Source organism: Salmonella sp. NW722 (assembly GCF_051702785.1).
GTDB classification, from domain to species: Bacteria; Pseudomonadota; Gammaproteobacteria; order Enterobacterales; family Enterobacteriaceae; genus Salmonella; species Salmonella enterica.
Genome location: NZ_JAMMIN010000017.1, coordinates 1 through 11,733 on the forward strand (window position 1 = coordinate 1; position 11,733 = coordinate 11,733).

At 47.7% G+C, this 11,733-nt stretch carries 12 protein-coding genes; 7 read left to right on the forward strand and 5 right to left on the reverse strand.

Features of this window, described 5'->3' with window-relative positions; all coding sequences use genetic code 11:
• The first annotated feature begins 308 nt into the window (after window positions 1–308).
• Entirely contained in the window at window positions 309–1,352 is a 1,044-nt protein-coding gene (gene nadA / locus NA330_RS22945; RefSeq protein WP_023242139.1) for a quinolinate synthase NadA, read from the forward strand.
• Between the two features lie 24 nt (window positions 1,353–1,376).
• Window positions 1,377–2,096 (forward strand): nicotinamide riboside transporter PnuC, encoded by a 720-nt coding sequence (pnuC, locus tag NA330_RS22950; RefSeq protein WP_000345367.1) that lies wholly within the window; start codon window positions 1,377–1,379, stop codon window positions 2,094–2,096.
• Here pnuC and zitB read toward each other — a convergent pair.
• Together zitB and NA330_RS22960 are read right to left on the reverse strand one after the other, a co-directional pair.
• Entirely contained in the window at window positions 2,093–3,031 is a 939-nt protein-coding gene (gene zitB / locus NA330_RS22955; protein ID WP_000951247.1) for a CDF family zinc transporter ZitB, read from the reverse strand. The genes pnuC and zitB overlap by 4 nt on opposite strands.
• Window positions 3,032–3,141: 110 nt before the next feature.
• A complete protein-coding gene (locus tag NA330_RS22960; protein ID WP_000784380.1) occupies window positions 3,142–3,528 on the reverse strand; it encodes a YbgS-like family protein in 387 nt (128 codons plus the stop codon).
• Between the two features lie 319 nt (window positions 3,529–3,847).
• Here NA330_RS22960 and aroG point away from each other — a divergent pair, with 319 nt between their 5' ends.
• Window positions 3,848–4,900 carry a 3-deoxy-7-phosphoheptulonate synthase AroG gene (aroG, locus tag NA330_RS22965; protein ID WP_023242140.1) on the forward strand — a complete coding sequence of 351 codons (1,053 nt, stop codon included), beginning with the start codon at window positions 3,848–3,850 and terminating at the stop codon, window positions 4,898–4,900.
• Window positions 4,901–4,993: 93 nt separating this feature from the next.
• On the opposite strand, the gene NA330_RS22970 is transcribed toward aroG, so the two are convergent.
• Both NA330_RS22970 and NA330_RS22975 read right to left on the reverse strand, forming a co-directional pair.
• On the reverse strand, window positions 4,994–5,539 hold the full coding sequence (locus NA330_RS22970; protein WP_000970374.1) for a FumA C-terminus/TtdB family hydratase beta subunit: 546 nt from the start codon (window positions 5,537–5,539) through the stop codon (window positions 4,994–4,996).
• 14 nt (window positions 5,540–5,553) lie between these two features.
• Window positions 5,554–6,399: a fumarate hydratase gene (locus NA330_RS22975; RefSeq protein WP_000086831.1), complete on the reverse strand. Its 846-nt coding sequence runs from the start codon at window positions 6,397–6,399 to the stop codon at window positions 5,554–5,556.
• Between the two features lie 129 nt (window positions 6,400–6,528).
• On the opposite strand from NA330_RS22975, the gene NA330_RS22980 reads away from it, so the two are divergent.
• Window positions 6,529–7,419, forward strand: a complete 891-nt coding sequence (locus tag NA330_RS22980; protein WP_023242141.1) for a LysR family transcriptional regulator — start codon at window positions 6,529–6,531, stop codon at window positions 7,417–7,419.
• Here NA330_RS22980 and NA330_RS22985 read toward each other — a convergent pair whose 3' ends face one another.
• Window positions 7,420–8,403 carry a LysR family transcriptional regulator gene (locus NA330_RS22985; RefSeq protein ID WP_077943761.1) on the reverse strand — a complete coding sequence of 328 codons (984 nt, stop codon included), beginning with the start codon at window positions 8,401–8,403 and terminating at the stop codon, window positions 7,420–7,422.
• A gap of 222 nt (window positions 8,404–8,625) precedes the next feature.
• On the opposite strand from NA330_RS22985, the gene NA330_RS22990 reads away from it, so the two are divergent.
• The 3 genes from NA330_RS22990 to oadA all read left to right on the forward strand — a co-directional run.
• Window positions 8,626–9,894, forward strand: a complete 1,269-nt coding sequence (locus NA330_RS22990) for an SLC13 family permease (protein ID WP_000074128.1) — start codon at window positions 8,626–8,628, stop codon at window positions 9,892–9,894.
• Between the two features lie 49 nt (window positions 9,895–9,943).
• Complete coding sequence (locus NA330_RS22995) at window positions 9,944–10,183, forward strand: oxaloacetate decarboxylase subunit gamma (RefSeq protein ID WP_001539516.1); 240 nt, start codon at window positions 9,944–9,946, stop codon at window positions 10,181–10,183.
• Between the two features lie 15 nt (window positions 10,184–10,198).
• Window positions 10,199–11,733: sodium-extruding oxaloacetate decarboxylase subunit alpha (gene oadA / locus NA330_RS23000; protein ID WP_198879427.1), on the forward strand; the 1,535-nt coding region annotated here is incomplete at its 3' end.

The window sequence follows — 11,733 nt, forward strand, 5'->3', positions numbered from 1 at the left end:
CTGCACGACCCACCAATGTAAAAAAGCGCCCTAAAGGCGCTTTTTTGCTATCTGCGATATGGAAGATTCGAACCTGCCGCAGGTTTGGGTCTTGCCTGATGCGCTGCGCTTATCAGGCCTACAGACGGCACCGCTCACGCAGGCCAGATAAAACGTTACGCCGCCATCAGACACGGGCTACGTAATTATTGTGACTTTCCTTATTGAATCGGCTATCTTGTTTAGCATATAAAACAAATTAACCGATTGTGGCATTTATTACGCTTTCATTCGGTTGTTTCGTTAAGTCAGCAAAACGAGAAGCCACGATGAGCGTAATGTTTGACCCACAAGCCGCAATCTACCCGTTCCCGCCGAAACCAACGCCGTTGAACGACGACGAAAAGCAATTTTATCGTGAGAAAATCAAGCGGTTGCTCAAAGAGCGCAATGCCGTCATGGTGGCGCACTACTACACCGATCCGGAAATTCAACAGTTGGCAGAAGAAACCGGCGGCTGTATTTCCGACTCGCTGGAAATGGCCCGTTTCGGCGCGAAGCACGCCGCATCCACGCTGCTGGTAGCGGGCGTACGGTTTATGGGGGAAACCGCCAAAATCCTCAGCCCGGAAAAGACCATTCTTATGCCTACCCTGGCGGCGGAATGTTCGCTGGATTTAGGCTGCCCAATAGACGAATTTAGCGCTTTTTGTGATGCGCATCCTGACAGAACCGTAGTGGTCTATGCTAACACCTCGGCTGCTGTTAAAGCGCGTGCGGACTGGGTTGTGACCTCCAGTATCGCCGTAGAATTGATTGAGCATCTGGATAGTTTGGGGGAAAAAATTATCTGGGCGCCGGACAGACACCTGGGGAATTACGTGCAAAAACAGACCGGGGCCGATGTACTGTGTTGGCAAGGGGCGTGTATCGTGCATGACGAGTTTAAAACCCAGGCGTTGGCCCGTTTAAAAAAAATCTATCCCGATGCCGCTCTTCTGGTTCACCCTGAATCGCCGCAGTCCATTGTCGAGATGGCCGATGCGGTGGGCTCCACCAGTCAGCTTATTAAGGCGGCAAAAACGCTGCCGCACAGACAGCTTATCGTGGCGACCGATCGCGGCATCTTCTACAAAATGCAGCAGGCGGTGCCTGAAAAAGAACTGCTTGAAGCGCCCACGGCTGGCGAGGGGGCGACCTGCCGTAGCTGCGCGCACTGTCCGTGGATGGCGATGAATGGCCTGAAAGCCATTGCTGAAGGGCTGGAGCAGGGAGGCGCGACGCATGAAATACAGGTTGATGCGGCGCTACGCGAGGGCGCATTACTGCCGCTCAACCGGATGCTGGATTTTGCGGCTACACTTCGGGCGTAAAGACGGAAATCTTTGGAGGAGAGAATGGATTTTTTTAGTACGCACAACATACTGATTCATATTCCGATTGGCGCTGGCGGGTACGATCTCTCGTGGATCGAAGCGGTAGGAACCATCGCCGGCCTGCTCTGTATTTGGCTTGCCAGTCTGGAGAAGATCAGCAACTACTTTTTTGGACTGGTTAACGTCACCCTGTTTGCGATTATTTTCTTTCAGATCCAGCTTTATGCCAGCCTGTTGCTGCAACTCTTTTTCTTTGCCGCCAATATTTATGGCTGGTATGCGTGGTCGCGGCAAACAAAGGATAATCAAGCCGAGCTTAAAATCCGCTGGCTGCCGTTGCCAAAAGCAATGGCATGGCTGGCGATATGTGTGATAGCTATCGGTTTGATGACGCGATATATCGATCCCGTATTCGCCGTCCTGACGCGCGTGGCCGTCGCCATTATGCAGATGCTGGGGTTACAGGTGACAATGCCCGTACTGCAACCGGACGCCTTCCCGTTCTGGGACTCTTGCATGATGGTGCTGTCTATCGCGGCGATGATTCTGATGACACGCAAATATGTCGAAAACTGGCTCCTGTGGGTGGTAATCAACGTGATCAGTGTGGTGATTTTTGCTTTGCAGGGCGTCTATGCGATGTCGCTGGAATATCTGATCCTGACATTTATCGCCGTGAACGGTAGCCGCCTGTGGATAAACAGCGCGCGGGAGCGAGGATCGCGCGCGCTTTCCCGTTAATGGTGATGAACATGCCCGGATGGCGTCTGATTCAGATGACAGTCTGGGCCGTGACACACTTGATACTCCATCTGAATCGTGGCGTGCGCAATATGGTATTCGTGCATCAGGAAATCCTGGATACGTTCCAGCAGCGCATCATGGTCGTGTGGCGGAATGACCTGAGCGTGCAATGTCATGATCGGTTTTTCGCCGACCATCCAGACATGCACATGGTGTACGTTGCGGACTTCGGGGATTTCCCGGCTTAAATGGCGCTGTAAGGCATTAATATCCAGCGAAACCGGTGCGCCTTCCAGCAATTCGTTGACGCTATCTTTTAACAAACGCCAGGCGCTGCGTAGCACCAGTACCGAAACCAGAATAGAGAGAATCGGGTCCGCTGGCGTCCAGCCCGTCCAGATAATGATCAACGCGGCGACTATTGCGCCGACGGAACCCAGCAAATCGCCCATCACATGTAGCGCGGCAGCGCGCACGTTCAGGTTTTTTTCATCGCTTCCCCGATGGAGAATCCAGAACGCAAACAGGTTCGCCAGCAGACCCGCAACCGCAATCACCATCATCAGATTGCCCGCCACCGGACGTGGCGTGTAAAAGCGCTCTATCGCTTCCCAGACAATGAGAAGGGTAATGACCACCAACGCAATGGCATTCACAAAGGCCGCCAGAGTGGTGAGTCTTAGCCAGCCAAAAGTGTGGCGAACAGTCGGGGGACGACGGGAAAATTGAACCGCCAGCAGCGCAAAGAGAAGGGCCGCCGCGTCGGTGAGCATATGTCCCGCATCCGCCAACAACGCCAGAGAGCCGGAGAGTATCCCGCCCACCACCTCAAGGAGCATAAATCCGGCAGTGACGATAAAGGCGAAAAGCAGGCGACGAGCATTATTATCTTTCGGCAGGTGTGAATCGGCATGAGAGTGTGAGTGCGCCATAACGTCATTCCTTTGTTATTCTCATCAATACTGTAGACATCATACTGATTTTTCGCTGACAAAATAAAAAGGAGAGCGAAAGCTCTCCCGTTATCAGACTTTTTTCTGCATTACTGTGTGGTACCGTCGGTTTTGGTATTCACGTCATTATTGACGCCATTACCGGTTTCCACTTTTTTATTAATATCCGGGCAGCGACCGTCTTTACACATGGTATTTTTATGCTCTTCATCCTTGGTCATTCCGTCATGATTCATGGTTGAACCGTCTGGATGCTGCATCGTGCTGTTAGTATTGCCGTTGGTATTGATGTCGTTGTTATTCACATCATTCGGCGCTACATTCTGGCGGGCGTCCGGGGCAACCTGACCGGCATTTGCCGCCGAGTTCGCCTGGCCATTACTGGATTGCGCGTTAGATTCAGCAGCTAACGCTGCGCCGCTGGCAAGGCCGAGGGTAGCGGTGAGTAAAAGCGTAGTCAGTTTTGTCATTTTCATAAGATGCTCCTGTTATGGTGGATATGTCGGATAACCTCTTCCAACAGTGCACGTGTCAGTCAAATCCTCAAATAAGGGATAAAAAACGTTCGCCGCCGCGGGTTAACGCAGCAGAGAATCTTGCAATAATTCATAAACAGAGTGGTTACAGTTAAAAAGTGTAGGTTAGATCCCATTTTTCGCTACATTTGTGCGTTTTTTTCCTGAATTCCAGGATTATTCCGTTCAAAGTGTAAAAGCCCGTTTACACTATTTAATTGAAGAGATAGATTGGAGGGATTGCATTCATTGGGATAAGTACGGCAACACTGGAATAAACATGAATTATCAGAACGACGATTTACGCATTAAAGAAATCAACGAGTTATTACCTCCGGTCGCGCTGCTGGAAAAGTTTCCCGCCACGGAAAATGCAGCAAATACTGTTGCTCACGCACGCAAAGCCATCCATAAAATTCTCAAAGGCAATGACGCTCGTCTGCTGGTGGTGATCGGTCCTTGTTCAATTCATGATCCGGCAGCGGCGAAAGAGTATGCCGCCCGTTTGCTGGCGCTACGCGATGAGCTTCAAGGCGAGCTTGAAATTGTCATGCGCGTCTATTTTGAGAAACCGCGTACCACCGTCGGCTGGAAAGGGCTGATTAACGATCCGCACATGGATAACAGCTTCCAGATTAACGACGGTCTGCGTATTGCGCGCAAACTGCTGCTGGATATTAACGACAGCGGCCTGCCTGCCGCTGGCGAATTCCTCGATATGATCACGCCGCAATATCTGGCCGATCTGATGAGCTGGGGCGCCATTGGCGCGCGGACTACTGAATCCCAGGTTCATCGCGAACTGGCGTCTGGCCTCTCTTGTCCGGTCGGTTTTAAAAATGGTACTGATGGCACGATTAAAGTCGCCATTGACGCCATCAACGCCGCCGGCGCGCCGCATTGCTTCCTCTCCGTCACTAAATGGGGTCATTCGGCGATTGTGAATACCAGCGGCAACGGCGACTGCCATATCATTCTGCGCGGCGGTAAAGCGCCAAACTATAGCGCGCAGCATGTTGCTGAGGTGAAAGAAGGCCTCACCAAAGCGGGACTGACGCCGCAGGTCATGATCGATTTCAGCCATGCCAACTCCTGTAAGCAATTTCAAAAGCAGATGGAGGTTTGCGCCGATGTCTGTCAGCAGATAGCGGGCGGTGAAAAAGCGATTATTGGCGTGATGGTAGAGAGTCATCTGGTAGAAGGAAACCAGAGTCTGGAAAGCGGTCAGCCGCTGACCTACGGTAAAAGCATTACTGACGCCTGTATTGGCTGGGAAGATACCGATGCGCTGCTTCGTCAGTTGTCGGCAGCGGTAAAAGCCCGTCGCGGCTAAGTTTATTTTCTATCCTGTGGTGAAGTGCAGGATAGAAAACATATCGGTCCGGTAACAGTCTACCGGACCGATATTGCCAATATTAATGTATTATTATTTGGCGTACTTAGGTACTTCCTGCTTCTGGAGGGTATTTCCTTCCGAATCAATTCCTACAATGACTCTATAGCGGTCAAAATATAACTTCTTAATGGATTCTGTTCCTAATTCTTCGTAGGCAACAATTTCTACTGATTTAACATGTTTTGTATTAATTGCAGACGCTCCTCCAATCCCGAGTAGCGAAACCCCACCGTATTTTTTACAAAGCTCAGCGACATAATCAGCACGATCGCCTTTGCCAAGAAACGCAGTTGCCCCTTGTTGAAACATCATTTCTACAAATGGGTCCATACGCGCGGCCGTTGTAGGACCGTTGGAGCCAATAGGTAAACCAGGTCTGGCAGGGCAGGGGCCAGCATAGTAAATCGTTTGGTTTTGAAAATCGACTGGTGATTTTTCTCCGTTACTAAGCGCTACTTCGATTTTTTTATGCGCGGCGTCACGGCAGGTGTAAGCAAATCCAGTGAGAAATAATATATCGCCGACCTTAAGAGTTTTCGCTTTCTCTTTAGTCAATGGTAATGTTAATTCCATCATAGCTTCTCCAGGTATTAAATGATTTCACTAGCGTGGCGGCTTGCATTACATTGGAAATTGATTGCGACTGGCAGTGCAGTGATATGGCAAGGATAGTAATCGACATGCACGCCTAACGCCGTAATACGCCCGCCCATACCTAAAGGGCCGATCCCTGTATTATTCACGGCCTCTAATAATTCAGCTTCGAGCTGGGCATAAAGTGGTTTAGCATTGAACTCACCAAGAGGGCGTAATAATGCTTTCTTCGCCATCCACGAACAGTGATCCATTGTACCGCCAACGCCGATACCAATAATATAAGGAGGGCATGGATTGCCTCCTACACGACGGACAGTTTCCAGAACAAAATCTTTTATACCATCAATACCATCGCCGGGAAGCAATGTTTTAAAAGTTCCCATATTTTCGCTACCGCCGCCCTTTGGCATAACGGTAATTGTCACTCGGTCACCATCAACAATTTCAGTATGTAAAATTGCAGGAGTATTATCATTAGTATTAATACGTTCTAATGGATCTGCAACCATGGATTTTCTTAAGTATCCATTTTCATAGCCCTGGCGAACACCCTGGTTCACCTGATCTTTAAGCGGCTTACCTTCCCAGCATACATGTTGTCCAATTTCCATTATAACGATACAAGTACCGGTATCATGGCAGCATGCAAGTTGTTCTTTTTTTGCATACTCTCCATTATCAATTAATATCTTAATGGTTTCCTTGCCGATCTTTGACTCTTCTTTATCATATGCTTTACGAAAAGAACACATGAGATTATCATCCAGTTCATAACAAGCTTTTTTTACAAGTTTTTCGATAACCGGAATGATAATTTCTGTATTTAATATACGACTCATACTCCCTCCAGTGCTATGTTGCATTGTTTTATCCATTGATCACATTTTCATGATATTCGTATTCATTGTAGGAAGGAAATATGTTATTTTTATTAAATGATAAATTTTATTTATAGTAGTGGAAAATAGATGGAAATTAGACAATTAGAATATTTTGTAAGCGCTTCTTTGTTAGGTAACTTAACCAGAGTTGCTGAGCGGCATTTTGTTTCTCAACCTAATATCACTATTGCTATTAAGAAGTTAGAGACTGAATTAGGGGTGACATTATTTGACAGAAAGAAAAATAAACTTGTCCTTACTGAAGAGGGCATGTTTTTCTTACAAAAAATTGAACCTATCCTTATTGCGTTAAAAAATAGCGTAGCGGAAATGAAAGATTATCGTAATGAAAATGGTGGCATAGTAACTTTGGGGATCCCACCGATGATAAGTTTGTTTCTTTTTTCACCGCTCTTCAAGCATTTCCGGGAGATTTATCCAGAGATGGAACTCTCTCTTGTTGAAGAGGGGACTTTTGGTTTACATGATAAACTTTCTGCTGGAGAGCTGGATCTTGCTATTGTTATTATTAATGACTGTCCAAAAGAATTAGTTACGGTACCATTAATGACTCAGCAGCACGTGGTATGTATGTCAGATAAACATCCTCTGGCAAAAAAGGATAGTATCGATTGGGAAGATCTACAATATGAGCCATTGATACTAATGAAAAAAGATTCCTGGCATAGAAAAACGATTATTGAAGAATGTACAAAGCGAGGAATTCATACACATATTTTTCTATCATCAAACAGGGTTCAAACCAACATAGATCTGGTTGCTAAAAATGAAGGAATTTCTTTCATTTTGGACGCTGTCGATCTTAAAGCCGAAAAAGTAATAACCAAGGCCATGACTGAGCCGACTTATGTTACGATTGGTTTGGCCTGGAGGAAAGATAAATATTTATCATATGCAACCAGAGCGTTAATTAAATTCATTGAGGATTATATTAAAGAACATTTTACAATTAAATAATTACATTTGTTCTTCAACAAAAATTTCCCATAGCTCTTCGGCATCTGGAGGCATTCTCTTGGCTGGTCTATAAAGTCTTATTTCTATGGGTACCCATAAATTGCTTTCTTTTTCCGCTGCAGTAACAATAGTTTTAGCCTCTATATCTTGCCTGGCAAGGCTTTGAGGTATCCAGGCAACACCGTCGCCAGATCTGACCATTGCCAATAGTGTTGCTGCCAGATCGGCCACAAAGGCAACATTTATATTATGGGTAATTCTGTTAATAGACGCTGTATTTGCTATTATTCTTCCCAGACCTGATTGTGATGAAAAAGAAAGGTAAGGGAATTGAATCTTATTATTTATATTCCACAACGGTTTTAACGTTTCTGAGTCTGGTTTACTGAATGGAATTAATGTATCAAACCCAAGACGAATGCTCATAAAGTTATTTTTATTTAAATTTAGATGCATATGTGGGTGATGGTGACACAGCAAAAATTGTGAATCTCCCTGCCGCATCATTTTTTCGCACGCATTCAATGAGTCAGATAAAAGACGAAATGAACCAAATTTTGCAATTTTATCACTCTGTTTTAACAAATGCGGTACAAAAGAGAAAGACAAAGCATGCGTTGCTGAAAAAACAAGACTAGGTTGTTTATTACCTGCGGCCTCAAGGGTATCACTTTTCAATGTGTACAAGGAGTGGATCAGTTCGGGAATCTGGTCTGTAAATACTTCTCCGGCCTTGGTAAGGGTGACTCCCCGTTTACTTCTTTCAAAAAGGGGCGTACCCACCCATTCTTCGAGAGATTGTATCCGACGACTAAATGCGGGTTGAGTCACATATCTTGAGGCAGACGCTTTTGAGAAATTCAACGTTTCTTTTAGAGCCAGACAGTCTTCGAGCCATGTTAGTTCGAGGTGATGCCGATATTGCATAAGCTGCAACCTTATTAGCATTGGATGAGTTTCATTTATATAAGTAGCATTATACACAGACAGATTTTAAGAGGAAATTATTTGATTAAACAGAAACAAAAGCAGTAAGAATATGTTATGCCTTTGTCGGGTAAGTGTTGTTATTTATGTGAGTGTATTCTTTCTCAATAGAAATTAATTAGATGTAATTTTAGTATAACATGTGATTTATGCTTGTTGCAGTTGTATTCATGACTGTAATGAGTTGTTTTTGTACCCTAATAATATAAGGACGTATACATGTCACCAGCGATTATTACTTTGTTGGTTTTAGTGGTTGCAATAATTATCTTTGTTAGCGATCGTCTTCCTATGGGATTAGTTGCATTTATGGTCCCAATGGCACTTTATTTTACCGGTGTTATCGATGCTAAGGATATTTTTGCTTCAATCGTAAATGCGAATGTTATTCTTATCGTCGCCATGTGTGTACTCGGTGCGGCATTTTTTAAAACAGGTTTGGCATGGCAATCAAGTAAAATTTTACTAAAATATGCTAAAACAGAAAGAAGCCTTAGTGTATTGATTTTTCTTATTGGTGGAGTTATGTCTGCCTTTGTTTCTAATAGCGGAACAGTTGCTGTGCTAATTCCTATTGTTTTAGGTATTGCCGCCAGTAGTCAGATTAAGCCTATTAAACTTCTTATGCCTCTGGTTTTTGGGGCAACAATCGGTGCTGATATTTCTATTATCGGTTCGCCAGGAAATCTGATTGCTAAAAATACTATTGAAACTTTTAGTAAGGGAAGTCTGTCGGTGCCATTTTTCGAATACGCTAAAATTGGTATTCCTTTGCTGATTGCATGCTCTATATTTCTCTATTTCTTCGGTTCAAAACTCATCGCAGATCGTGATGGAAATACACAATCTGATTCTCAAATGGATTATAGCCAAATTCCGGCCTGGCATAGAAATTTAACTTTAGCCGTTTTTATTCTGTCTATCGCTGGAATGGTGGCAACTGATTATATTAAGTTTCTGCCTCCAATGCATATTATTGCGTGTTGTGCGGCTATTGTTCTTGTATTTGCTGGCGTTTTGACACAAAAGGAAACTTTTAATTCTTTTGAAACACTAACTGTTTTCATGCTTGCGTTTATGATGCCTTTAGGAGCCGCGCTTAATTCTACTGGTGCTGGAGAAATGATTGCTAATGCCGTTATTTCAGTAACCGGAGATTCTGGCGTTATGATTATTATGGCGTCATTGTGGATACTTACATGGGCTTTGACTCAAGTTATGAGTAACACTGCAGCATGTACGTTGTTATGCCCGGTAGGATGGACTATCGCACAGTCTATTGGCGCAGACCCTCGTGCAGTTGTTATTGCTGTTTTTATTGCGAGTAGTGTTGCTGTTTGTACCCCAATGGCTATTCCTGCAAACTCAATGATTATTGGCCCGGGGAATGTTAAATTTAAAGATTTCTTAAAACCCGGACTGGCGATTAGTTTGGTTTGTTTTATCGTTAGTATGATTTTACTACCGATATTTTATCCCTTCTATTAATGCCTGATATTACTTTTCTATTTTAGATTATTAAATTTGAGACTTTATTATGAATAGTTCGGTGCTATTAGGTGAAGGCTTCACCCTGATGTTCCTCGGCATGGGGTTCGTGCTGGCGTTTCTGTTCCTGCTGATTTTCGCCATCCGCGGCATGTCCGCCGTGATTACTCGCTTCTTCCCGGAGCCCGTCGCCGCGCCCGCGCCGCGCGCCGTTCCCGTCGTGGACGACTTCACCCGCTTAAAGCCGGTGATTGCCGCCGCCATTCACCATCACCGCCTTAACGCTTAATTCCCGGAGGGATCCATGACTATTGCCATTACCGATGTCGTCCTGCGCGACGCCCACCAGTCCCTGTTCGCCACCCGCCTGCGCCTTGACGATATGCTGCCGATTGCCGCTCAGCTTGACGACGTGGGCTACGGGTCGCTGGAGTGCTGGGGCGGCGCCACCTTTGACGCCTGTATCCGCTTTCTCGGCGAAGACCCGTGGCTGCGCCTGCGCGAACTCAAAAAAGCCATGCCCAAAACCCCGCTGCAGATGCTGCTGCGCGGCCAGAACCTGCTCGGCTACCGCCACTACGCCGATGACGTGGTGGAACGCTTCGTCGAACGCGCGGTGAAAAACGGCATGGACGTGTTCCGCGTCTTCGATGCCATGAACGACCCGCGCAATATGAAAGCCGCCCTGCAGGCGGTGCGCAGCCACGGCGCGCACGCCCAGGGCACCCTGAGTTACACCACCAGCCCGGCGCACACCCTGCAGACCTGGCTGGACTTAACCGAACAGTTGTTAGAGACCGGCGTTGACTCGATTGCCATCAAGGATATGTCCGGCATTCTCACCCCGATGGCCGCCTTTGAGCTGGTGAGCGAAATCAAAAAACGTTTTGAGGTGCGCCTGCACCTGCACTGTCACGCCACCACCGGGATGGCGGAGATGGCCCTGCTGAAGGCCATCGAAGCCGGGGTTGACGGCGTGGACACGGCGATTTCCTCCATGAGCGCCACCTACGGCCACCCGGCCACCGAAGCGCTGGTCGCCACGCTCGCCGGAACGCAACACGACACCGGGCTGGATATCCTGAAGCTGGAGAGCATCGCGGCGTACTTCCGCGAGGTGCGCAAGAAATATCACGCCTTCGAAGGCCAGCTGAAGGGCTACGACAGCCGTATCCTGGTGGCCCAGGTGCCGGGCGGAATGCTCACTAACCTCGAAAGCCAGCTGAAGCAGCAGAACGCGGCGGACAAACTCGACCAGGTGCTGGCGGAAATCCCCCGCGTGCGCGAGGACCTCGGTTTTATCCCGCTGGTCACCCCCACCTCGCAGATTGTCGGCACCCAGGCGGTGCTCAACGTCCTGACCGGCGAACGCTACAAGACCATCGCGAAGGAAACCGCCGGGATACTGAAAGGCGAATACGGCCACACCCCGGTGCCGGTCAACGCCGCGCTACAGGCCCGCGTGCTGGAAGGGGGCGCTCCGGTGACCTGCCGTCCGGCGGACCTGCTGAAGCCGGAGCTGGCTGAACTGGAAGCGGACGTCAGGCGCCAGGCGCAGGAGAAGGGCATCCAGCTTGCGGGAAACGCCATCGACGACGTGCTCACCGTGGCGCTGTTCCCGCAGATTGGCCTTAAATTCCTTGAGAACCGCCATAACCCGGCGGCGTTTGAGCCACTGCCGCAGGCGGAAGCCGCGCAGCCTGCCGCTGCCCCGGCAAAAGCCGCAGCTTCCGGTATCTACACCGTGGAAGTGGAAGGCAAGGCCTTTGTGGTGAAGGTCAGCGACGGCGGCGATATCAGCCAGCTCACTGCTGCCACCCCGTCTTCCGCACCGGTTCA